This window comes from Cupriavidus sp. PB-02 (assembly GCF_058252315.1).
Genome location: NZ_JBXPSX010000003.1, coordinates 291,370 through 314,290, shown reverse-complemented (window position 1 = coordinate 314,290; position 22,921 = coordinate 291,370). Strand labels below are relative to the sequence as shown.

At 58.3% G+C, this 22,921-nt stretch carries 17 protein-coding genes and 3 pseudogenes; 6 read left to right on the top strand and 14 right to left on the bottom strand.

Going from position 1 to position 22,921, the window contains the following annotated elements; translation table 11 throughout:
* Nucleotides 1–8: 8 nt before the first annotated feature.
* The 7 genes from AC10V3_RS35770 to AC10V3_RS35740 form a co-directional block, all read right to left on the bottom strand.
* Nucleotides 9–1,841: a hydantoinase B/oxoprolinase family protein gene (locus tag AC10V3_RS35770; protein ID WP_349606465.1), complete on the bottom strand. Its 1,833-nt coding sequence runs from the start codon at nucleotides 1,839–1,841 to the stop codon at nucleotides 9–11.
* Nucleotides 1,838–3,952 (bottom strand): hydantoinase/oxoprolinase family protein, encoded by a 2,115-nt coding sequence (locus AC10V3_RS35765; protein ID WP_490924501.1) that lies wholly within the window; start codon nucleotides 3,950–3,952, stop codon nucleotides 1,838–1,840. Before AC10V3_RS35765 ends, AC10V3_RS35770 begins: the two co-directional genes overlap by 4 nt.
* 270 nt (nucleotides 3,953–4,222) lie before the next feature.
* On the bottom strand, nucleotides 4,223–5,032 hold the full coding sequence (locus AC10V3_RS35760) for an ABC transporter ATP-binding protein (protein ID WP_349606469.1): 810 nt from the start codon (nucleotides 5,030–5,032) through the stop codon (nucleotides 4,223–4,225).
* Between the two features lie 24 nt (nucleotides 5,033–5,056).
* Nucleotides 5,057–5,872 (bottom strand): ATP-binding cassette domain-containing protein, encoded by an 816-nt coding sequence (locus AC10V3_RS35755; RefSeq protein WP_490924500.1) that lies wholly within the window; start codon nucleotides 5,870–5,872, stop codon nucleotides 5,057–5,059.
* Complete coding sequence (locus tag AC10V3_RS35750) at nucleotides 5,869–6,705, bottom strand: ABC transporter permease (RefSeq protein ID WP_490924662.1); 837 nt, start codon at nucleotides 6,703–6,705, stop codon at nucleotides 5,869–5,871. The genes AC10V3_RS35755 and AC10V3_RS35750 overlap by 4 nt, the downstream gene beginning before the upstream one ends.
* 128 nt (nucleotides 6,706–6,833) lie before the next feature.
* On the bottom strand, nucleotides 6,834–7,769 hold the full coding sequence (locus AC10V3_RS35745; RefSeq protein WP_490924499.1) for an ABC transporter permease: 936 nt from the start codon (nucleotides 7,767–7,769) through the stop codon (nucleotides 6,834–6,836).
* A gap of 3 nt (nucleotides 7,770–7,772) precedes the next feature.
* Nucleotides 7,773–9,335: an ABC transporter substrate-binding protein gene (locus AC10V3_RS35740; RefSeq protein ID WP_349606477.1), complete on the bottom strand. Its 1,563-nt coding sequence runs from the start codon at nucleotides 9,333–9,335 to the stop codon at nucleotides 7,773–7,775.
* A gap of 424 nt (nucleotides 9,336–9,759) precedes the next feature.
* Between AC10V3_RS35740 and AC10V3_RS35735 the strand changes: the two genes are divergently transcribed.
* Nucleotides 9,760–10,776, top strand: coding sequence for a LacI family DNA-binding transcriptional regulator (locus tag AC10V3_RS35735; protein ID WP_349606479.1), 1,017 nt, complete (start codon nucleotides 9,760–9,762; stop codon nucleotides 10,774–10,776).
* Nucleotides 10,777–11,391: 615 nt separating this feature from the next.
* On the opposite strand, the gene AC10V3_RS35730 is transcribed toward AC10V3_RS35735, so the two are convergent.
* Nucleotides 11,392–12,567 carry a porin gene (locus AC10V3_RS35730; RefSeq protein ID WP_349606481.1) on the bottom strand — a complete coding sequence of 392 codons (1,176 nt, stop codon included), beginning with the start codon at nucleotides 12,565–12,567 and terminating at the stop codon, nucleotides 11,392–11,394.
* A gap of 999 nt (nucleotides 12,568–13,566) precedes the next feature.
* On the opposite strand from AC10V3_RS35730, the gene AC10V3_RS35725 reads away from it, so the two are divergent.
* A complete protein-coding gene (locus tag AC10V3_RS35725; protein ID WP_349606483.1) occupies nucleotides 13,567–14,664 on the top strand; it encodes a branched-chain amino acid aminotransferase in 1,098 nt (365 codons plus the stop codon).
* Between the two features lie 75 nt (nucleotides 14,665–14,739).
* On the opposite strand, the gene AC10V3_RS35720 is transcribed toward AC10V3_RS35725, so the two are convergent.
* Complete coding sequence (locus AC10V3_RS35720) at nucleotides 14,740–15,480, bottom strand: hypothetical protein (RefSeq protein ID WP_349606580.1); 741 nt, start codon at nucleotides 15,478–15,480, stop codon at nucleotides 14,740–14,742.
* Nucleotides 15,481–15,486: 6 nt separating this feature from the next.
* Here AC10V3_RS35720 and AC10V3_RS35715 point away from each other — a divergent pair.
* The 4 genes and pseudogenes from AC10V3_RS35715 to AC10V3_RS35700 all read left to right on the top strand — a co-directional run.
* Nucleotides 15,487–16,176 (top strand): annotated as a pseudogene (locus AC10V3_RS35715) (tyrosine-type recombinase/integrase); the annotation flags it as partial.
* A gap of 171 nt (nucleotides 16,177–16,347) precedes the next feature.
* On the top strand, nucleotides 16,348–17,052 hold the full coding sequence (locus AC10V3_RS35710) for a hypothetical protein (protein WP_490924498.1): 705 nt from the start codon (nucleotides 16,348–16,350) through the stop codon (nucleotides 17,050–17,052).
* A gap of 72 nt (nucleotides 17,053–17,124) precedes the next feature.
* A pseudogene (locus AC10V3_RS35705) lies at nucleotides 17,125–17,351 on the top strand (tyrosine-type recombinase/integrase); the annotation flags it as partial.
* 60 nt (nucleotides 17,352–17,411) lie between these two features.
* Nucleotides 17,412–17,609, top strand: a pseudogene (locus tag AC10V3_RS35700) (tyrosine-type recombinase/integrase); the annotation flags it as partial.
* Nucleotides 17,610–17,748: 139 nt separating this feature from the next.
* On the opposite strand, the gene adk reads toward AC10V3_RS35700, so the two are convergent.
* The 5 genes from adk to gabD form a co-directional block, all read right to left on the bottom strand.
* A complete protein-coding gene (gene adk / locus AC10V3_RS35695; RefSeq protein ID WP_490924497.1) occupies nucleotides 17,749–18,414 on the bottom strand; it encodes an adenylate kinase in 666 nt (221 codons plus the stop codon).
* 123 nt (nucleotides 18,415–18,537) lie between these two features.
* Nucleotides 18,538–19,917: an MFS transporter gene (locus AC10V3_RS35690; protein WP_490924496.1), complete on the bottom strand. Its 1,380-nt coding sequence runs from the start codon at nucleotides 19,915–19,917 to the stop codon at nucleotides 18,538–18,540.
* 204 nt (nucleotides 19,918–20,121) lie between these two features.
* On the bottom strand, nucleotides 20,122–20,691 hold the full coding sequence (locus AC10V3_RS35685; protein ID WP_367576169.1) for a chorismate--pyruvate lyase family protein: 570 nt from the start codon (nucleotides 20,689–20,691) through the stop codon (nucleotides 20,122–20,124).
* A 72-nt stretch (nucleotides 20,692–20,763) separates the two neighbouring features.
* Nucleotides 20,764–21,288, bottom strand: coding sequence for a DapH/DapD/GlmU-related protein (locus AC10V3_RS35680; protein WP_490924495.1), 525 nt, complete (start codon nucleotides 21,286–21,288; stop codon nucleotides 20,764–20,766).
* A gap of 143 nt (nucleotides 21,289–21,431) precedes the next feature.
* On the bottom strand, nucleotides 21,432–22,910 hold the full coding sequence (gene gabD, locus AC10V3_RS35675) for an NADP-dependent succinate-semialdehyde dehydrogenase (RefSeq protein ID WP_490924494.1): 1,479 nt from the start codon (nucleotides 22,908–22,910) through the stop codon (nucleotides 21,432–21,434).
* Nucleotides 22,911–22,921 lie beyond the last annotated feature (11 nt).

The window sequence follows — 22,921 nt, the reverse complement described above, 5'->3', positions numbered from 1 at the left end:
CACCCTATTCAAAGCTGGGACGAGATAGACGGAGGAATGCCATTCGCCTCGAAAAACTGCTCGTCCTGTCGATCAATTAGCGCATCCGTCGACAGCGTCTGCAACGAGGCCCGCAGGGCAGCCGTCTGTGCCAAGTTGACCTCCTTCAGGCCGCTGTCGACCACAACGCCATAGACGTCCTGAGCCATGCGCACGGAGATCCGATCGTCCAGAACATCCTCAAGGACCGCTTCCGCGTCCCGCTCCAGGGGATTGCCATACCCAGCACCGCCAGCGGCGATGTGACACACCTGGTCCCCGAGGTCGAGTTTCGAAACAGAGTTCGGCATGCTTGGCAGCAGGGTCGAGTTTCCATTTCGCGTCAGAATATTGAGCGAGGGGGTACCGTTGAGTCCCCCCTTGGCGCCAAGTGGTCGATGAATGCGACGGTCAGACCGCAATCCGAGCTGTACATCGTCAGCAAGCATTTCATAGGTTCGCCGCATAGCAAGGCCGCCGCGGTGCTTACCGGCGCCACCCGAATCATTCACGAAGCTGTAGTCAGTAATCTTGATCGGCAGTCTGGCCTCGATCAGTTCGATCGGTTGGTTCGACAGGTTGCCAAGGGGATTGGCGATCCCTTCGATGCCATCGCGACGCCCGCCGCCGCCCCAGCTTCCGAGGACGCCGTCCGTAATGAGCCAGTTACCGTCGGTACCCCGTCCCGAGATCGAGATCACGGATGGACCGCCCTCGCCCGGTGCTGGAATGATGTCGGGAACAATTTGCGCAAACGCACCCTGCAAGACATCGAACATGCGGTAAGCCATGATACCTCGCGCCGCACAAGCTGCCGGTTCAACCGGGTTGACGATGGAACCTTCCTCCGCATATACCTTGACAGCCCGTGAGAAACCCTCGCAGTTCGGAACATCCACACCGATCGCCGTCCGAACCGCCGCATAGGCAACGGATTGGGTGGTGGCGAAGGGACCGTTGATCGCACCCTGAACCTGGCCCGCCGTACCGGTCCAATCGATCGTGACTTCATCCCCCGCCACTGTGATCTTGACACGGAACAGGATAGGATCGGGATGGTTTCCGAGCCCATCGATGTAGTCCTCGTAATAATAGTCACCGTCCGGCATGGCAGAAATCGCTTGCCGCGTAAGGCGATCCGCGTAGCTATGCAGCGCCTCCACGAGCTCATTGAAGCCGTCGTAGCCGTACTTCTCCAACAACTGCTGCAGCCCACGCGACCCTGCCCTGCACGAAGCAATCTGGGCGCGAATGTCCCCACGAAGCTGGTCGGGCATACGCGAATTGGTTTCCAGCAGGGTCATGAGTGTCTCATTCACCTCCCCGCCATCGACAAGCTTCATCAACGGGATACGCAGGCCTTCCTGGAAGATCTCGGTCGCGCCGATCGCCATGCTGCCGGGAGCCATGCCACCGATATCGGTATGGTGGACGATCGTAGCAGCGTAGCCACCGATCCTTCCATCATGAAACACCGGCTGAATCAGATACACATCCGGCAAATGCATACCACCGGAGGTGTACGGATCATTCATGATGTAGACGTCGTTCGGCTTGCCGGACTTTCCATAGCGTTCCACGACGTTTCGCATCGCCGCCGGGAATGCGCCCAAATGGATAGGCAGCGTCAGGCCCTGGGCGATTGCCCGGCCAGCGTGGTCGAACACCGCCGTCGAGAAGTCCATGGAATCACGTACGATCGGCGAATAGGCGGATCGCAGCACTACGAGAGCCATTTCGTCGGCAATCGAGCTGAGCGCGTTCTTGACGATCTCAAGGGTGATCGCGCTGTCGGCCGAAGTAGAGTTGTCGGCGGTCTTCATGCTTTTTGCTCCGGGAGGGTGATGACAATGTTTTCGTTCTCGTCGACGAACGCGGTCGCGCCTGGCGGAATCACACAGGTCGAGTCGTATTCCTCAACGATGAGCGGGCCGACGCTGACACCACTTCGCAGCACGGTGCGCGAGATGACCGGCGTATCAATAAAACCGTCCTTCTTCCCGAAGTACGCGCGACGCGAGCGACGTTTTGCATCGGGGGCCCGGCTGCCGCCCGCTCGCCGTGCGTCATAAGAGCGGGCCTTCTCTGAAAGAAGACTCGCCGCGGCGCGCAGATTCACCAACTCGACAGCGTCTTCCTTCGACGCATGCCCGTAGGTACGCTCATGCTCGGCGTGGAAAGCGGCTGTGATCTCGCTGACATTGACCTTGTCGCCCGGCCACCAGCTAATCGGAACAGTCAGTTCGTATGCCTGCCCTGCGTAGCGTAGATCCAGGGAGCAGGCCACTTCAATATCGCTTCGTGCCTTGCCTTTCGCGACCAGATCATTCGTAGCCACGGCGACCAGATCTTCCAGGGCGTTGCCGATCTGCGCACCTGCGGCCTCGCCAAGCCGGCAGAACATCGTCTGGGTGAACTCATGCTGGGTGGTGGAGAAGAGAAGCCCCAGTGCACTAAACACGCCCGGGCTGGGAGGCACGATCACAGTACGCATGTCAAGCAACTCGGCAATCGCGTGGACGATGATTGGGCCATTGCCACCGAAGGCGAACAGTGCAAACTCACGCGGGTCGCGACCGCGATATGTCGAAACGGCTTTCACCGCACGTGTCATCGTCGACGCTGCAATCGAGAAGACTCCGTAGGCGGCCTCATGCAGTTCGGTGTTTGTCGGCTGCGCAATCTGCGTCAGTAGAGCGTCCCGGGCCTTCTGCTGGTTTACCGGAAGTTCACCGCCCGCCAAGTACTCGGGATTGAGATAGCCCAGGGTAAGCACCGCATCGGTGAGCGTCGGTGTCGTGCCGCCTGCGTCGTAGGCCACCGGACCAGGAACCGAGCCTGCCGAGTCCGGTCCGACCTTCACCAGACCGCCCGCATCGATACGGACCATGCTGCCGCCGCCCGCCCCGATCTCGGACACATCGATGAACGGCAGCTTCACTGCGTGGCCACCACCCTTCACGAGCTTGCTGCTGACATTGATACCGGCCCCCACTTCGTACTCGGTGGTACGAGCTGGCTCACCTTGTTCAATGATTGCTGCCTTCGCCGTGGTGCCGCCCATATCCACCGTGATGCAGTCAGCATAGCCGGACGCCTTGGCGACCGACGCACCCGCAATGACGCCAGCTGCTGGGCCCGACTCGATGATCGCCGCCGGCTTTTGCATCACGCTTTCCGCACTCATCACGCCGCCGTTGGAGTGCATGATCTGGACCGGCCCCTTCATCCCGATCGCGCGCAGCTTGTCGATCAGCGAATTCAGATAGCTCACCACCACCGGCCCGAGGTACGCATTGACGACAGTCGTGCTGGTCCGCTCGTACTCACGAATCTCAGGCAGAATCTCGTGCGAGCATGTCAGATAGACCTTGTCCTCCAAGGTGCTACGCAGAAGATCGCGCACGCGGATCTCATGCTGCGGATTGGCATACGCGTGAATGAGGCTGATGGCAACCGCTTCGATTCCTTCGCTCGCGATCTGGAGTCCGATTTCCAGTACAGCCGCTTCGTCCAGAGGCGTCTCGACCGAGCCATCGGCACGCAGGCGTTCATCCACCTCGTAGCGGTGCCTGCGCTTGGCCAAGGGCGTGGGCTTCTTGTACGCGAGGTTGTAGAGCATCGGTACCCGCAGTCGACCAATCTCCACCACATCACGGAAGCCACGCGTCGTCACCAATGCGGTTTTTGCGCCTTTTCCTTCCAACACTGTGTTGGTCGCTACCGTCGTCGCGTGCACAAGTTCTGTCACTTGACCAGGGTGCGCACCCAGGGACGCCAGAAGAGCCTGTAGGCCCGTCACGATCGCGAGACCGTAGTCGCTCGGTGTCGAAGACACCTTCTTCGTATGAACTACGCCGTCGTCGCTGATTAGCACGATATCCGTGAACGTCCCGCCGATATCGACACCTGCCCGAAACTGTCTTTCAGCCATTACACACCTTGCTCAGTAGTTAATGCAGTACCCCGTTGACAAGTAGCTGCGTCGCTCTAACCCACACTCCATACACCTCACCATAGCATCGGTGAATCGATTCATCAACTGAATTTTTTAAAGCGCCGTGATGGCGCTTTGGGATTTTCCTGATCGCCTGCATGCCCCACCCGGCGCGTCAGAAGGCCTCGGTCTTGAGGGCTCCGCGCGTCTAATCCAGTCCGCGCAAAGCCTGTGCTGCATATGTCCTTACCGCCTAAAAAATCACCGTCAGCCTGCACGCCTCTCTTCCAGGGCGTGAATGCCTCGCGGGATGGCCGACAACAACTCAGCCGTATAACGATCCTTCGGCGCCGACAGGATATCTGCTGCATTGCCCTCCTCAACAATGCGTCCATGCTGCATGACGACAACGCGGTCACAGAGCTCGCCCACCATCGCCAGGTCATGGCTGATGACGACAAGCGTCACACCTGCACTTTGATGCAAGTCCCGCAGCAGCCGGATGATTTCCGATTGAATCGACACGTCGAGCGCCGATGTCGGCTCATCTGCCACCACGAGTTCTGGGCGTCGTGCCAATGCTCGGGCAATCCCGACACGTTGGCGTTGCCCCCCCGAAAGCTGATGGGGCAATCTTCCAAGTACCGTACGCGGCAGACACACCATATCCAACAGTTCATCGACCGGGACACCATTCTTCCCGATTGCCTCACGTAGGGAGGTCAAGATCGACTTGCGTGGATTCAGCGAATTCATCGTGCTCTGGAACACCATCTGCACGTGCTGCCGATAGTTGTGCCGTTGACCGGACGACATCTTTGGCAGAGGAACGTCTCGATAGGAAATGCTACCGCCGGTTGCCTCCGTCAGCCCCACCATCAGACGCGCCACGGTCGATTTCCCGCTGCCGCTTTCGCCAACGATCGCCAGGGAATCACCCTTTGCGACCTCGAGACTCAGGTCAGACACGGCAAAGAAGCGCTTTCTGTTGAAAAGCCCTTCGAGATGGGATCGTGCCATCGGGTAGGACTTCTCAACATGCTCGAGTCGAAAAAGGACTTCTTCAGTCGACTTCATAGTGGTCACCGCCACCCTCCGTAGTTAGCTCAAACGTGCCGTGCTGACGCTGGGCAGCCGCGGAATGCTCGCAATAAGCTGGCGCGTATACTCATGTGACGGACGCAGAAAAATGTCACTCACATCCCCTTCCTCGACCACGCTCCCGTGTCGCAATACCACCGCTCGGGAACACAACTCAGCCATCAGATCGAGATTGTGGGTGATGAACACAAGCCCAAGGTTCAAGTCCGAGACGAGAGTTCTTAGCAAGTCTACGATCTGCTTCTGAACGGTCACGTCAAGTGCCGTCGTGGGCTCGTCCGCGATGAGCAGAGCTGGCTTGCACACGATCGCGGCAGCGATCATCGCTCTTTGCTTCATCCCTCCACTCAGCTCATGGGGATACGCCTTCATCGCTCGCCGTGGATCTCTGAATCCGACCTGCTCGAGAATTGACTCCACTTCCCTGTCGATTGCCGAGCCTCGCAACTGCCGATGGGCACGCACGACATCAGACAGCTGCGTGCCAATGGTAAACACAGGATTCAGCGCTGTTGCGGGATCCTGAAAGATCATCGACAGCCGACTGCCACGAAGCGTCCGCATACGCAGTTCATTGACCTGAGCTAGATCCTCTCCCTCGAAAGAAATCCTTCCGCCATTGATCCAGCCGGCATTGCCAAGCAGCTTCATCACTGCCAGGGATGCGACACTCTTTCCGGATCCAGATTCGCCGACAAGACCAATAGCTTCGCCGGCTCGGACGCTAAGATTCAGACCGTGCAGCACTTCCGTTGCATCTCGGCCTCGGCCATACGTCACCCGCAGATCTTCAATAGACAGAAGCGTCTTGCTCATTGTGCCCTCCCCGGTGCGTCGAAACCACGCTGGCGGCGACGCGGGTCCAGGATCGTCCGCAAGGAATCACCGACCAAATTGAACGCAAACACGCTCAGGAAGACTGCGGTGCCTGGAAAGATAAAAACCCACCACGCGTCAGAGAAAATCTGTGCGCGAGCGTCGGACAGCATCGCTCCCCAACTCGGCGTCGGCGGTTGTACGCCAAGGCCAATAAAGCTGAGAGACGCCTCAACGATGATCGTGACGCCAAGCAGTAGCGTCGCCTGGATCAGTACCGGTGAGATGACGTTTGGCAGAATGTCAGTCGCCATGATTCGCAGAGAACTCGCCCCTTGCAGCTGACGCGCAGCGACGTACTCTGCCTGGGCTTCAGCCTTGGCCAGGCTAAACGTCAGCCGCGCAAGGCCTGGCGCATACAGGACGCCGATCAGGAGCACGAGCTTTGCTTCATTCGTCAACGAAATGTTGCCTAGCTCCAGCGTGCCTGTTCCCGTGATACCAACCAGCGCGATCGCCCAGATCAACAGTGGAATGGATGCGAATACTTCCATCAGCTTCATCAGCAACTCTTCTACCCAAGTCCCTGCCTTGTAGCCCGCGATAATTCCAACCATTGCTCCCAGGACCAGTCCGATGGAGACTGCACAGACACCGATCGACAACGACGCCCGCGCCCCCCAGATTGTGCGGCTCAATATATCACGGCCTACATGGTCCGTTCCGAACCAAAACTGAGCACTTGGCGCCTGCAAGCGATGCTCGACGTAAAGTTGCAGCGGGTCCTGGAGCGGCAGAATGGGTGCGCAGATCGCCAACGCGAGCAGCAGCATAATCAAGACCAGTCCCGCGAGCCCAGATGGCTCTCGTGCGAGCGTACGGGCTGCGTTGGTGACCCGCCGGACGATGCCAGGGGTAGCCCGGGGGCTTTCCGATGTCGTGGAGCAAGACGAATTGGCCATCATTTTCTATTTGTCCTCGGATCCAGATAACCTTGGAGAACGTCGGCGCAAGTGTTCGATACGATGAAGATGGTCGTGATGACGAGCACGATGGCTTGTACCGTTGGATAGTCGCGCTGAAAAATTGCCGTCAGCAGGGCCCGTGAAACGCCAGGGAGGTTAAAGATCTGCTCGACGATCAGCGCCCAACCAAACATGTAGCCGTAGCTCATCGCAGCGGTACTGACCAACGAGGGGAGCGCGTTCTTCAGTGCATAGGAGCGGATTCGGGATTGAGAAATCCCAAGCGCCCGTGCCGTTCTCACGTAGTCCTGTGAAAGGACATCGACCATGTTGGCCCGAACCAGCCTGCTGAGTACCGAGATATAGTAGACGGAAATTGTCAGCATTGGCAGAACAAGCGCAATCATGTGCTCAACTGCCCCATCGCTCCATGGGCCAATGCCTCCTACAGGAAACAGGGACGTTTTCAATGCGACATAGCGAATCAATATCAGGCCGAGCCAAAATGACGGTATCGATAGTCCGACGATCGCGACAATGCGCAAGATATGATCCGTCAAACTCTCCTCTTTCAATGCCGCGATAGTGCCGAGCGTAACGGATACGAGAACCGTGAATATGAATGATATCGTTACCAGCTCGACCGTCCGCGGAAGTGTTTCGGCGATCTGCGGCCCGATGTTCTCATTGGAAACATAGGACTTTCCAAAGTCGAGCTGCAATGCGCTGCCCAGCCAATTGGTAAACTGGACCACCACGGGCTTGTCAAGGCCATACTGCTGATTGAAGGCCGCAATTTGCTCGGAGGTGGCATCGCTGCCAAGCGTCAGTCGCGCCGGTGAAACAGGCGTTGCGCGACACATTGCAAAGAGCAAGGCGCTTACAATAAGCAGTAGCGCCGCGGACGAAAATAGTCGTGAAAGCACTCTCATTTTTTAGCCCCGCACTTCTGCGTCCCGTAGAGCCAGCGAGAAGCCGGTATTGACCTTGAAGTTCTTCACCTCCCTGCGCAAGAGATTCTGGACCTCTAGCACACCAATCCAAACGGCGGGGCAGTCGCGAGCGATCACCTGCTGCAACTTCGCGAAGATTGACTTGAGCTCGTTCGGATCGTCGGCCAGGTAGCTTTCATCGATCAAGTCAAGGAACTGCTTGCTCTCGTATCCGCTTGACTTCCATAGGCTTTCCGTAGGGCGGAACAGCGCGTTGATAAGATAACTGGGTTCCGGAGGAGCGATGTAAGCGCTCAGAACAGCCTGGTGATTGCCCACCATCATTTGCGAAATCATCTGACCAAAATCAAGCGGTTTCAGATTCGCACGAACACCGATGGAAGCCAACTGCGCCTGTACAAACAATGCGGTCGATGATGTGTCAATCAGGTACGCCGGCTGAACATACATCAGATCGAACGAAGCCCCACTTGAGTACTTGGATGCCTTGACCGCGGCGCGGGCCTTTTCCATGTCGAAGTTGATGCTTGCCGCTGAGCCGGCGTCAAACCACGGTGAGTCCGAGGAGAACGGCATACTGCTGGGCTTAACCGCGTTGTAACAAAGGTCGCGGCAGATTTTTGTACGGTCGAGAACGTGCGCGATTGCCCGGCGGAACGAAGGATCGTCAAACGGCGCCTTGCGTGTATTCAGCGAGATCATCAAGGGACTTGTCGGCGAAGGACGGCTTTCCCCGACGATCCCTGGAGCGTTCCTGACCTGCTGGAAAGTTTGGGGCGGCGGTGCGGTGATGATCTGTGTCTGCGAAGACATCAGCGAAGCGAGCCGTGACGACTCTTCTGGGATGATGCGGAAAATGACCCTTTCCCAGTTCGGGAATCGCTTGTCCCAATACGCGGGATTGCGACGGAGCTCGACAAAATCGTTTGCCTTAGCCTGCACGAAGATTCCAGGCCCCGTGCCCACACCCACGGGCGACTGCTTGAAGTGCTCGGGGGAAAGCTTGTCACGACTACCCACCGGGAAGATCCCCATGTACTTCGACATATAGTCCAGCAAGGGCCGGTATGGGCGTTTGAGCTTGATGACCGCGGTTTCGGCGTTCGGGGTCGACACCGACTCGATGACCGTCCAGAAAGGGCGCCGAAAAGCCTTGTTTGCGGGGTCCCGCACGTAATCGAAGCTGTACTTCACATCTGCCGATGTGAATGGCTGGCCATTGTGGAAGGTAACCTCGCGTCGCAAGTCGAAAGTGTAGGTCAGCTTGTCAGGCGACGTTGACCACGCCCGGGCTAGCTGCGGAATACGCTGGCCGTTCACGTCTACGCCAACCAGATTCTCGAAGATGAGTTGGTTGATACCCATCACATCGTGGTTCGGCTGATTGATGGGGTCAAAGGTCTGAGGGTTGCTCGGAATCCCAACCGTCAGCACGCCACCCTTGGCGGCGATGGCCTGGTCTAGAAACGCAAACGGTAACGAGAGGCCTGCGGCGCTCGCGACGCCCGCACGTAAAACGTCTCGTCTCTTCTTGTCGATACTCATGGGGGATTTTCCTTAGCCATCGCGGTGAATCGATTCACCTAGAATAGTTGGACCGGCTGCGCGAGTCAACGGAGCGGGCGGTAGCGAAAACCCTAAGCTCCCCCGGATTTCTGGTGATCGCGGGGTCTCACCTATCCTTCATGCATTGTTTTGATGCATGTACACGCTCGAAAACGTTCTCCAACGTGCCTAGCTAGTTCCTTTCGTGCATCGGACAACATCGCGCTGATCTAACCCCACTCTAGGTGCGCGCGCAGGAGGGCGAAAGGTCAAGGTCGACACGGTACGGCTATAATTTGGTGCATCGATTCACGCGCGTCGGGCGCTACGAAATCCTTCCCTCTGTCACATGACCAACACAAAAAGAACGAAATCCGAGCCTGCTGCTGTACGAAGCCGCAAGTCTCCGCAAGGTGCTCCTACAGTGCAGGACGTCGCAAGGCTAGCCAAAGTCTCGGTCGGTTCGGTGTCCCGTGTGCTGAACAGCCGAGACAATGTGGCGCCGGAGATTCAGGAAGCGGTGCGGGCTGCGATGGCACAGCTGAACTTCGTGCCTAACGTTGTCGCCCGCAGTATGCGCAAGGGAAGCTCAAGCACCATTGGGTGTCTGATCTCTGACATCGGCCAATACACGGCTGCGCAGATGGTGAGTGCGGCGGAGGAACGGCTACGGGAGCGTGGCTTCGAAGTGCTTATCGCGAACTCTCACTTCGACCTGCAGCGCGAAGGAGCGATTCTTGCTGGCCTGAAGCAACGGCGCCTCGATGGCTTCATTGCCGCAATCTCTGATGACGAAACGCCTGAGTATTACGGCATTCTCCATAAGCTGAATATTCCGGTTGTGCTATGGGAGCGCGATGCACACGGGGAGTTCAACTGTGTCTTGACGGATCATGCTGATGGCTGTCGCCAAGCCACTCGCTTCCTTGCATCCCTTGGACACCGACGAATCGCCCTTGTAGCTGGCCATACTAATACATGGGTGGGACGTGAGATGGTTCGCGGATTTTCGCGTGAGTGCGCCAACCATGGCATTGCCGCAGATCCTTCGCTGATACTGCGGACCGGGAAGTTCGATGCACAGGCATGTCACGATTTGCTAACCAGCTCCACTCGACCGACTGCGGTGATAGCGCCGCTCAACGACGCGGCTACCCTGCTCGCGGTAGCGCATGAGCTTGGGATATCTGTACCTGGCGATCTCTCTGTCATCTCGATTGGTGACCATCAGTACGCTAGAATTTCCTCACCCGCGCTGACAGTGGTTACGCAGGATCCGCGAGCGATTGGTCGGGAAGCTGCTGACATGCTCCTTTACCAACTCGACGGCACACCTCTTTCTGGAATTAAACGATCCATACATCCCATGCACATGATCGTGCGTGAATCATGCGGAGCCCCCCGCACCTCTCTACGGCGAAACCAAACGCATGCGGCATAGCCTTGCTCTTTTCCCGAATAGTTTCCCAATCAGGATTAAGGTCGGCGTAATCAACGCCATCCCGGAACAATGAGGTAAGCGGCGGTGAGTCTTGAGCCAGGTGCGGCTCTTGCGCATCCGCGTGCAGCGCCACTGCCGGCGCTCTCGTCGTGTGCAACGACCGCAAGCTCGTTCGCCTGTTGCAGCGTACCTGCCTCAAGTGCCCCCACGCCGCCGTCGAAGATCTCGATGCCCTCGCCAGATGAGGCATTGATCACAAGCAGATCACCAACTTTGCCCCGTCGGACTGGATCGCAACCGGACACCCCTTAATCGGTTCGCCGACCGGCGTCGGCGAGACCTGCTGGCCTGCAGACTAGCGCAGTACGCCGGCCGCCGCGGGCATTCGGTCGCCTACGTGGCCGGCAGTGTGGGCTGAGCAAACCAGCACTCCTGTGTACGTATTCCGTGCAGATCATCAAAGTTGTCCGATGGACGATGCGTAGCGGTGGCGAGGTATTCACGCTCTTGGCTCTGGCGCATCACCACTGAAAAAAGGCCCGTACCGCGCGGCAGGGCCATGAATTCCCGGTGAGGTCACGATTGCGCCCCTCAGGGATGGAGACTCATCGGCACTCAGAACTTATGTCGAAGGCCAGCGGCTACGCCGACTTGGCTATTGTGCCCCGGCGACAGGAAGTAACCGTTCGCGAAGCCTGTTGCTGAGGTGTCGAAATTCAGCCCCGAATTCTTCACATAAGCCATTGTCAGATAAACATCCGTGCGTTTGGACAGGTTATAGTCCATCACGAAACTGACTTGCCACGGATTGGCGGGATTGACTGCCGGCGCGGCAGAACTGACCCGTAGTGTCTTCAAGTTGTCGTAGTAGTACCCCAGATTCAGAACTAGTGTCGAGGTCGCCTGGTAGCTCGCGCCAACCCAGTAATAGTCGTCCCTCACTAGCGTGGTGTCCGCTGAATTCTTGGTGTCGCCCCAGCGGTAACCTGCCATGAGCTTTGTCGGGCCAAGTGTATAGCTGATAGCGGCGCCAGCCTTTTTGGCTTTCCCCGCATTGCCGGTCGTCACCGCGGGATTCCATTGGTCATACGCAACAGTTACGCCGAATGGGCCTGAAAAGTACGACACACCCGCACCATAGCCGGTGTTATCGCGGAAATGTCCGGGGACTTCACCCCCGCCTCCTCCTGCCAGAGGGGTTGAAGCAATGGCACCGACACCGGTACCGAAGCTCCAGTGCGCTTCGGCAGTAAGGCCACCGAAGACACCGACATACTTGAGCATATTGTCTTCCCGGAACGCTGGGCCCAACTGCGCCACCGAGGGTTCATACAAGTTCGCGTAAGTGAGTGGTCCGAAATTCGCGAAAACGTCGAACATCGGCGTATATTGGCGGCCAAAGGTCAGAGTGCCGAAACCAGTTTTCTTAAATCCAACATAGGCCGCACGCCCGAACAGTCTTCCCCCTTGTTGCGAGACGCCGTTGTCAACACCGAAACCGCTCTCCAAAGTGAACAGCGCCTGCAGCCCGTTACCCAGATCCTCCACACCACGAAGGCCCCAACGCGGGCCAGCCATTGCGCCGCCGCTCACTATCGAAAAGCGATTGCCACCAGGTTGCTGCGTGACAGCTCCCGTCACGGCATTGACTGTCGGCGGGCTACTCGCCATGTGATTGACATACTCAATTGGTGTATCAAGCACACCATACAGTGTCACACTCGACTGCGCCTGTGCAGTCGCCGCGGAAACGGTACACAGCGCCGTCAGCGCGATCTTTGTTTTACTCATCTCTATGTTTCCTCCAGTGAAATGCCTTCACCGGACAAGACACTGACGTGTCATTCCGGTCCAGCCGCCGTCTTCGAGATTCCCCTCTTGCCCCCTCCTATCGCAGGGAATGGCGGCGGGACAGCGCCCTAGTCGCCGCCCTGGCGACAGGCGAGGCACCAGCCTCATAGAGGCTGGGCGGGGCGCAATTGGGGACTTAAGGGCTCGGCGCCCACGTCGGCCCTCCCTACCTGACTCCTAGTAAGAATTTCCATGAATCGATTCATCGCCGGAAAGATAGGAGGAAGCCGATCCCATGTCAAACGGTATTTTTCCTTAGGAAAGCGAAGTTGCGCGCTGGCACCCATGTCTTGCCCTGTCAATCGCGGCGGCAAGCCGCCCGATGAATGGCGATGGCCGATGGGGTGATGGTGTGAGCGTTTGGGGTGCACGCGGCTCCTTTTCTGTTGCCGTTTACCCGAATAGCTCCCTTGGACCTTCGCAGCTATAGTTTCGTGAATCGATTCACTGCGACGAATCTGATCTACCAGTCCTTGGGCGGTGCACGTCCAGGCGCGCGCAGTTGATTCCGTTCGAGAGCCTCTGACACCCCAGCGTTCCCGGACTCAACCACGAGTCCGGGAACGGAAGCGAAGGGCTGGGTGACGAGTTCCAAGATGTTTCGATCGTATTGCACACACTGGCAGTGTCGCTGCATTTACGACGCGCAGTACGATCATCCAGTCGAGTGAGCTTGATCGCTATTTCCGACAACAGCAGATGAGGACACAATCCACTCTACTACCGTCCCTCATCCGACTTGCTGCGTCTTTCGAGAGCGCTAAGGACGATGTGTAAGCGGTGATTGACATCCAATCCCACGGAAGAGGCGATCGGGATCGTTGGATGACGAATCTGGGTTTTTCCTCGAGGCCAACTTCGCAGTACGGAACTACTGTCTCTGCCTCAGGATATCTCGCAATTGGCACTTGCCGTACGACCGCGACTAACGGAGAAAAAATGAGTAATGATGGCGGGTCGAAATTCTCGATCGAAAGAAGTCTGACCCCAGTGGCGGCTGGTGAGCGTGCGCAGCTACTTAAAAACCCGATCTTCGGTCGGGTGTTCACGGACCACATGGCTACCGCGCGGTACAGCGCTGAGCGCGGCTGGCATGACGCCAAGATCGGGCCGCGTGGTCAATTCAGTCTTGATCCTGCGACGCTTGTGTTCCACTACGCACAAGAGATCTTTGAAGGCATGAAGGCCTATCGTCTGCCTGGTGGAGGTGCGGCGCTGTTTCGCCCGCACGCCAATGCAAGCCGCTTTCGCAATTCCGCGAATCGCCTCGCGATGACTCCGCTGCCTGAAGAACTCTTTCTCGACTCCGTCCGCGAGTTGGTCCGTCTTGACCGAGAGTGGATTCCTACTACGGAAGGCGCGGCCCTCTACCTGAGGCCATTCATGATCGCTACGGAAGTGCTCGTGGGCATGAAGCCCTCGGCCGACTACCTTTACTGTGTTGTGGCATCGCCTGTGGGCTCCTACTTCAAGGGCGGCGCGCCGGGAGTGACCCTGTGGGTATCTGAGCACTTCACGCGAGCAGCGCCTGGCGGTACCGGTGATGCCAAATGCGGCGGCAACTACGCGGCGAGCCTGGCCGCTCAGGCTGAAGCGGCCCGAGAAGACTGCGACCAGGCAATTTTCCTCGACGCTGTGGAGCGACGCTGGGTCGAGGAACTGGGTGGAATGAACGTGTTCTTTGTCTTCCAGGACGGATCGCTCCAGACCCCACCGCTGACAGGCACAATTCTGCCCGGCATCACGCGTGAGTCCCTGATCCTTCTCGCTCGAGACATGGGGTTAACTGTGCGCGAAGAACCGTACGCGATTGACCAATGGCAAGCCGACGCCGCGAGCGGGCGCTTGCGTGAGGCCTTTGCCTGCGGAACCGCTGCCGTTGTCGCTCCCGTTGGAAAAGTGAAAGGGCGAAACTACAACTTTACTGTTGGGGATGGGGGGGCTGGTCCTATCACTGATCGGTTGAAGGCGGCGCTACTGGATATTCAGCAAGGGCGGTCGCCGGACACTCGCGGCTGGATGGACCGGCTGTTCTGACGGCTTTGCCATTCTCCAACAGGTCGCAGCTTGTGCGTGAAGGAGAGCGTGCAAATGTTGGGGAGGCGAATTTAGTCAGGCACCCGGACTCTCCGCAAGCATGTCACGGCTTGCTTTGTTCGGCGACCGGTGCGAGTTCGGCGATGGTGGCCTGGTGGATTGGCTGTGACGCGAGACAGCGAGCTCAAGCGCCGAGATGCGGTTGGGTGAGAGTTCCCCGTTCAAAACCGCGACCCTGACCTGCACCAGGCAATGCGCTCCTTGGTCCGTCCAGCGCATCTGTCGCTTCTTAGCCATGCGATGGCTCACGACTTGGTTCACCGCGGACTCCGCGATGCTACTGATGATTGGCAGGCCCTTTCGATGCCGTGCGCCGTAGTTGACCAACGTAGTTGAGTTGTTCCTCAGGTAGTAGGAGATTTTATGTAGGTGCTCACACAGAGTGCTGGACTCATACCCTGTCCGCGTCAGCAGCTGAGCGTCCAGTGCCTTGATGCGCTCCAAGGCTTTGCGGCCCTTGCCATGCCAGACTAGAAACTTGGCGTGAGTTATTTCAGTCTCTATCGATTCTCGTTCCTCTCGCTCCAGTGCGTCCATCATCTTGCTGCCGAAGACGGAACGCTGCGCTGCGTTGAACTGCATGGCGATGTGGAACCAATCGAGAATCCTGCCGCGAGCAAGTCGACTACCCTGTACGGTCTTCTCAAATTCACCGGCGTCGTCGCTGATCACGGTCACGCATTCATCGGCCGCCACACCGTTTCGACTGAGGAAATGATCGAGTCGCGCTGCAGCCGAGGTGACTTCCCGATGCACATAGGCCTCGCCCTCGCTCGCCGCCGGCGCGCCCCCGCCCAGACGCGCATCACGCGCTATCTAAGCCACGACCTGTGGGAGTCAAAGACACGGTCGCAGCAATGCCGACCGAGACGGCGCGGGAACGCCTGCACGCGGCGCGCTGCCGCTGGGTGCTGACCGTGCTATATCTCGGCTAATTGCGGGCGTCTGAGCTGACGGCCAACCACCATGGGCGCGTTCTTCTGGCGGCGCGATGCCCAGGGAACCGAGCGCTGGTGGCTCGAGGTGACCGGCAAGGGCAACAAGACCCGGCTGGTGCCGGCAACCCGAATTGATCGCCGAACTGGCACGCTACCGCCGCGCCCAAGAGCTGCCGCCGACCCCGCAGTTCGGGGAGGCGCGTTCCCTGGTACTGCCAGTGACCGGAAGAGCGGGCAGCGAGAAACCGCTGTCACGCGGCGCGCTGCACCTGATCCTGAAAGAAGTCTTCGGCAAGGCGGCCGAGCGCCTGCGCGCGCGCGGCCCGAATGGGAAGCACAGGCCGCGATGCTGGCCAGTGCCTCGGCCCATTGGCTGCGCCACACCGCTGGCTCGCACATGACCGACCGGCAGGTTGACCTGCGCTTCGTGCGCGACAACTTCGGGCACAGCTCGCTGTCGACGACGAGCGGTTACCTGCACAGCGAGGCAAAAATCTTTGCGGCTCTGAGCTAGCGCTGCCGCCCGTCGCACGCCTCTTTCGTTCGTTGTTCGATTATAGAAGAATTGCCAACTAAATTCTTGAAATTGCGGCCGTCTCACGCTACTCGTAACATAATAGCTAATATACAGAATGATTACAGAAAACAACACGAAAACTCATTGAGATATAGGAATCCATATCCTATGCTCGAATCTCCGAGTGGGGCGGTGTATATGGAACAAAATTCTTCGATTAAGAACGGCGGAAATACGATCAAACGCCTCATCCGTACGCGAGACAGACAATGCTCGCTGGAAGATCTGGTCGTAAAGCTGCAAATCGAGGTGAGAGATCTGCAAGGTCGATTGCGTGCTGAGCGGAGGCTGATCCAAGAAATGGCCACGCGGTGCCGGACTTTACCTTCCATATTCCAAGGGAGAAGAGGCGAGTATCTAATTGCCGATACCACAAAAGTGTCCCTTATGCCATATGCCGCGAAGTTTGATGTGCGAACGCCGGAAAGGGCTAGAATCGAAGTTAAATTTAGCCCAGCATATGATAAATCAAATGAAGATTACTCTGAATGCCGTGAGCGTTATAGTAAGACATTTGTATGGCTATGGCCCAACGTGCTCGGGTCAGCTGCGAGGCCGAAGAGGTATGACTTTCTCGTTCTGATTGGGGAAATGCCCGGCTCTGCCGGCGAAGACCTCCCCCCGCTAGTCTATTTCTTGCTGCATCGCAGTGAAGTTGAGCCCCTAACTACCGTCATTGGCGCAGGCGGGCGCTTGGGGATTCAACTAGGGACGAAATTCGATAAGGTGAAGTCAACAGCTCGCCCTCTCATCCAGCGTCAGGTGAAACTAACTGATTTGGAAGGCTTTGACTGGAAGAAGCTTCGCAGCTAAATGACCGCCGCACCACCACCAATTCGACGGTTTATTTGGCGCTAATGGGAACCGCAAGCGCAGTGCTGGCCAGCCGCCTCGGCGCACTGACTGCGCCACGCGGCTGGCTCGCACATGACCGACCGGCAGGTTGACCTGCGCTTCGTGCGCGACAACTTTGGCCACAGCTCGCTGTCGACAACGGGGCGGCTACCTGCAAAGTGAGATGGATACACGCCCATGAAGCCACGCTGGAGCGGCGCTGGAGCGGCTTGGGCAGCGAAAAAATCGCGAGCCGGCGGCTTATTTCACTATCGTGAAACTATGGAGGCCCCCATAGTTGGAAGCAATGTGTTCATGTTTGGGAACTGCTGGAATGAAAAGCGCAAACCGCGGTACTGGCCAGCGCCTCGGCGCACTGGCTGCGCCACACCGCTGGCTGCATGACCGACCAGCAGGTCGACCTGCGCTTCGTGCGCGACAACCTCGGCCACAGTTCGCTGTCGACGACGAGCGGTTGGGATCCGGCAGAACGGGCCGCCCGTCACTGGCGCGCCGATGCGCCCCACCTCCTTTGACGGCCGCCGCAACCGCCCGCGCCGCACCGCGTACTGACCAGGAACTCCATCTGTCTGACGGTGCGCGAAAGCCACACGATTTTCAGTCTCGCTCTCGTCGGTCATTTGCAAACCTCGGCGCGTCATATCCACGGATAGACTACGAAATCACACCGAGTAGTCGGGCCGCGATCTCGCTTACGCTACCAAGCCCCGCAACTCTCCGAAAAATGGGCGCCGACGTTTTGGACTGCACATCCCCGCTAGCTGCCCATTGCGAGTAGTAGTCGACCAACGGACGGGTCTGCTGCGAGTAGATGTCCAGGCGCTTGCGGACCGTGTCTTCCTGGTCGTCATCGCGCTGGATCAGCGCCTCGCCGGTTTCGTCATCAACGTTCTCCACCTTCGGCGGGTTGTACTTGACGTGGTAGGTGCGGCCCGACACCACGTGCACGCGGCGGCCGCTCATGCGCTCGATGATGGCATCGAACGGCACGTCAATCTCCACCACGTAGTCGATGGCCACGCCGGCTTCCTTCATGGCCTCGGCTTGGGGAAGCGTGCGCGGAAAACCGTCGAACAAGTACCCCTTCTCGCAGTCTGGCTGCTTAAGACGGTCCTTTACTAGGTCAATAATGATGTCATCCGACACCAGTCCGCCCGCGTCCATCACCTTTTTGGCTTCGATGCCCAGAGGCGTGCCGGCTTTCACTGCGGCGCGCAGCATGTCGCCTGTGGAAATCTGCGGAATGCCGAAACTTTCGCAGAGGAACTTGGCTTGCGTGCCCTTACCAGCGCCAGGCGCTCCCAACAAAACAAAACGCATCACGGGTCCTTTTTATCGTCAAAAATGCGGGGCGGACTCCAAACTCGGTTGGCTCCGTGTCCTCAGCACATCGATGTCAAGCCGTCCATTGATCCACTCCCGCGGGCCTGTCAGTTTTGCCCCTTACTGAAGGGCAGTCGGACGCGGATCACTGGCTGTCGCAGTGACCGAGTCCGAATCGATCTCCCGATCGGCCGCCGATGCCGATCGGCCATGATTCACAAACGCGGTCGCCACCATTGCGATAATGGCAGGCACGGCAATCACCAGGAAGTTCTGTTGGAGGGGCAGCTTCATACTAACCAGTGTGCCGATCACGATCGGGGCGAGAATGGCGCCACTCCGTCCAATGCCGGAGGCCCAGCCAATCCCCGTGGAACGTACAGCCATCGGGTAGAACTGGCCAACGTATGCGTACGCCAGGATTTGAGTACCAATGGTGGTCGCGCCCGCCATCCCGACCAGGAAATAGAGGACCGTCGTTGGCACCGGTTGGCCAAGCATGGAAATGGACACAGCTGCCAGCGCAAAGAAGCCCATCAACACATATTTGATGGGGAAGCGATCAGACAGCCAACCACCACTGATCGCACCGATCACGGCACCGAAATTTAGCACCAGTACAAAGGTAAGAGCGGAACCGAGGCTGTAACCAGCGCTTGCCATCAGTTTAGCCAGCCATGAACTCAATGCGTAGATCATGAACAGGCACATGAAGAACGCAACCCAGAACATGAGAGTGCTGATGCTGCGTCCGTCCTGAAACAGGTGGCGGATAGGGGCATCGTCGGCGTTGTCTGCAACCGGCAACGCAAAGCGATCATCGGCCAGCGGCCGGTACGACGGCTCAAGCCTCGCGACCGTATGACGCAGCTCCTCAATCCGTCCCGATTTGATGAGGAACGGCATCGATTCTGGCATGGCCTTCGCGATCATCGGAATCAACACCACAGGCAAGCCGGCGGCGATAAAGACCGATTGCCACCCATACGATTCGATCAACCCTTTCCCAAGGATTGCCGCCAACATGCCCCCTACGGCGTAGCCACTGAACATCAACGTTACCATTGTGCTGCGGATACGCTTCGGGGAGAACTCTGTCATTTGGGCAACCACGTTCGGCATCACCCCTCCGATACCAAGGCCCGCCATGAACCTCGTCATGCTGAATAGAATCGGATCCTGGGTGAACCCTGCCATCGCTGTGAACACGCTGAACAGCCCGATACAAATCGCAATCGCCTTGCGACGTCCGATCCGATCCGCAATCGTCCCAAGGAAGATTGCCCCGATCATCATCCCGAACAGCGCGGAGCTAACCATGAAGCCGGCGCTTGTGGCGTCGACGCCCATTTCCTTCATGATCGAGGGCAGCGCGATGCCCGCCACGGCCAGGTCATAGCCATCGAACACGATAATGAGTGCGCACCAGAACAGTACGACCGCATGAAATCTATTGAAGCGGGCGTCATCCGCCAGCTTGTGAACATCGATGTGACGCATTGCGTGTCTCCTATGTATGTATGTTATGTATCGACCCGTGAGTCGAGCAAATTTCTCAAAACGATGAAGGGCTGATCGGAAGGACTCGCCACCCTCGGCATGATGGCAAGCAGCTCTCTCGCCAGGCGTGACCGCTTGCTCGACTTCACTGATCGCAGTGCACTGTCCCTGCGACCGCCTCCTCGGCAGACCTCAGGTATGCGGCTATCTGCCTGTGCTGCATGCCGGATCATCCTGATACAACCAAGGCATGAAACACTCCGCGACAGCGAGCCTTGCTCCTTTGCGACAGAAGACTGAGCGTCGCGCCCAGAGGCGCGAGGCGTGCATCTCTGGAACGATGCGACGCGCAAGTCGGAACAGGCGATGTTCACGACCAAGCAGCCCGTACTCAAAAGGCGAACGCTGTACGTTCACGTCGTGGTACAAGAGTGTTGCAAGAGGGCAGTCCCGTAGGCCCTTGATTGCCCGCCACACCCTTACACTGTCCTTGGCTTCAACCAAGGTCCGCGCCACAATGGCGGGTCGACCATCAACGCAAAGCGTGACATCCCGCGCCCACATCGTCGTTGCAATATGCCGGCCCATGACGCTCGCGCTTGCACCAAGTTCGATAAAGTCCTCGAAAAGGACCTCAACCCGGACATCTCCCAGTGTTCGAAGGTGAGCCGTGAGCGAACCCGGACGTCGCAACCAATGCCACGCCGCTCCGCGCCCGTGCCATGCACGCTCAGTACGCCATGCATGTGTTCGTTCCCTGCAGACTTCCAGCATTTGCTCTATTCCTATTCAACCACTGGGACGTTGCGCTCGACACGCGTACTTCCTCGCCTCCGTGTTGATGGCTCATCCCACGAGCAGCAAAGATCGATGACAGTCGGCCGCCAGCACCTGGTAGCGGCGTGTCGCCGCCGCCTTACTTTTAATCTCGACGTCGCTGAGTGCTCGGATCACCGTCGCAGGAAGTCCCCCTACTAGCGAATTCGGCGGAATCAGCATGCCAGCTTTGACAAATGCGGATGCAGCGACAATCGAGTTTTCACCAATGGCGACATCGTCCATCACCACGGCGTTCATCCCAATCAGGCAGTTCTGCTCAACCTTCGCGCCGTGAACGATCGCCCCATGACCGACGTGTGAGTTCGCGGCGAGCCGACAAGCTTCTCCAGGCTTTGCGTGCAAGGTGCACGATTCCTGAATATTGCTGCCCTCTCCCACTTCGATTCCACCAAAATCGCCACGTAGCGACGCAAACGGTGCGATGTAACAATTCGCCCCGACGATGACCTGACCGATCAAGCACGCCAACGGATGAACGAATGCTGTCAGGTGGACCTGCGGCCTGACGCCGTTAAACTCGTAGATCGCCACGTGCGGCTCCCAAGAACACTTACGGTGCGTCTGGAAGGGTTCAGCAGACGTGCGCGCGGAAAGGTCGTCATTGCAATATGGCGACCAATCCACCGGCCGGACGGTACCCAGACAGGCCATCGAGGACCTGCCTGGGACGGCCGTTAGACCCCGCCCATGCAGACGTACTTCACTTCGAGATAGTCTTCGATCCCATACTTGGACCCTTCTCGCCCGAGGCCGCTTTCCTTCACCCCGCCAAACGGAGCGACTTCTGTCGAGATCAAGCCTTCGTTGACGCCGACGATGCCGTATTCGAGCGCCTCGGCGACCCGCCAGACACGACCGATGTCACGGCCGTAGAAGTATGATGCGAGACCGAATGGCGTGTCGTTCGCCATTTCAATTGCCTCCTCCTCAGTCTCGAACCGAAAGATTGGAGCAACCGGCCCAAATGTCTCCTCGGCAAAGATGCGCATATCGCGAGTCGCATTGGCCAGCACAGTAGGAACGAAGAAACTACCGCCGCGCGCATGGTAGTCACCACCAACTACGACGCTCGCGCCGCGTGAGACGGCATCGGCGACGTGCTCCTTGACCTTCTGCGCTGCGGCGACGTCGATGAGTGGACCGATCGTTGTCTCGGAATCCCTTCCGTCGCCGACCACCATCTTGCTTACCTCTTCGGCCAGCCGAGCTACAAAGCGGTCATAGATGCCGTCCTGAACAAGAAGCCGGTTCGCACACACGCAGGTCTGGCCAGCGTTCCGGAACTTGGAGGCCAGCGCTCCCTTCACTGCGGCCTCAATGTCTGCGTCATCGAAGACGATGAACGGCGCATTGCCGCCCAACTCCATTGACGCCTTCTTGACAGTCGCCGCGCATTGCGCGAGCAAAACCTTGCCGATTTCGGTGGACCCGGTAAAGGACAGTTTCCGAACTATCGGGTTTCCCGTGAGCTCCCCGCCGATGGCACTCGCCGATCCGGTGATGCAGGACAGGACCCCGGGAGGCAAACCTGCTCGTTCGGCCAGTACGCAAAGGGCTAGCGCAGAGAACGGAGTCTGACTGGCAGGTTTCAGCACCATCGTGCAGCCGGCGGCAAGCGCTGGACCCACCTTGCGCGTAATCATCGCCGCGGGGAAGTTCCACGGAGTGATCGCTGCGCAGACGCCGATCGGCTGCTTCAGCACCACAATACGCTTGTCGGCCTGATGCCCGGGGATGGTGTCTCCATAAACGCGCTTTGCCTCTTCGGCAAACCACTCAAGAAAGCTCGCCGCATAGGCAATCTCGCCACGGCTTTCGGCCAGTGGTTTGCCTTGCTCCAAGGTCATCAGAAGGGCCAGATCGTCCTGGTGAGCCACCATGAGTTCATACCACCGACGCAGAATCTGCGCCCTTTCCTTGGCGGTCTTTCTGGACCAGGAGCGCAACGCCCGATTGGCTGATTGAATTGCCCGGGCGGTTTCGGCAGCCAACATCCGGGGCACGGTACCGACCAACTCGCCGGTCGCCGGATTGTTGACGCTGAGCACCGTGGCATCATCGGCATCGACCCACTCTCCGTTGAGATAGCACTGCTGCCGGAACAGATCCGGATCTCTTAGCCCCAGCACTTCGCCGGTAATGCTCTGTTGCATGCGTGACTCCT

Bases quoted from the DNA above. Each gene is read 5' to 3' on its own strand.
- AC10V3_RS35770 (WP_349606465.1), bottom strand. From the start codon at position 1,841: ATGAAGACCGCCGACAACTCTACTTCGGCCGACAGCGCGATCACCCTT.
- AC10V3_RS35765 (WP_490924501.1), bottom strand. From the start codon at position 3,952: ATGGCTGAAAGACAGTTTCGGGCAGGTGTCGATATCGGCGGGACGTTC.
- AC10V3_RS35760 (WP_349606469.1), bottom strand. From the start codon at position 5,032: ATGAAGTCGACTGAAGAAGTCCTTTTTCGACTCGAGCATGTTGAGAAG.
- AC10V3_RS35755 (WP_490924500.1), bottom strand. From the start codon at position 5,872: ATGAGCAAGACGCTTCTGTCTATTGAAGATCTGCGGGTGACGTATGGC.
- AC10V3_RS35750 (WP_490924662.1), bottom strand. From the start codon at position 6,705: ATGCTGCTGCTCGCGTTGGCGATCTGCGCACCCATTCTGCCGCTCCAG.
- AC10V3_RS35745 (WP_490924499.1), bottom strand. From the start codon at position 7,769: ATGAGAGTGCTTTCACGACTATTTTCGTCCGCGGCGCTACTGCTTATT.
- AC10V3_RS35740 (WP_349606477.1), bottom strand. From the start codon at position 9,335: ATGAGTATCGACAAGAAGAGACGAGACGTTTTACGTGCGGGCGTCGCG.
- AC10V3_RS35730 (WP_349606481.1), bottom strand. From the start codon at position 12,567: ATGAGTAAAACAAAGATCGCGCTGACGGCGCTGTGTACCGTTTCCGCG.
- AC10V3_RS35725 (WP_349606483.1), top strand. From the start codon at position 13,567: ATGAGTAATGATGGCGGGTCGAAATTCTCGATCGAAAGAAGTCTGACC.
- AC10V3_RS35710 (WP_490924498.1), top strand. From the start codon at position 16,348: ATGCTCGAATCTCCGAGTGGGGCGGTGTATATGGAACAAAATTCTTCG.
- adk (WP_490924497.1), bottom strand. From the start codon at position 18,414: ATGCGTTTTGTTTTGTTGGGAGCGCCTGGCGCTGGTAAGGGCACGCAA.
- AC10V3_RS35690 (WP_490924496.1), bottom strand. From the start codon at position 19,917: ATGCGTCACATCGATGTTCACAAGCTGGCGGATGACGCCCGCTTCAAT.
- AC10V3_RS35685 (WP_367576169.1), bottom strand. From the start codon at position 20,691: ATGCTGGAAGTCTGCAGGGAACGAACACATGCATGGCGTACTGAGCGT.
- gabD (WP_490924494.1), bottom strand. From the start codon at position 22,910: ATGCAACAGAGCATTACCGGCGAAGTGCTGGGGCTAAGAGATCCGGAT.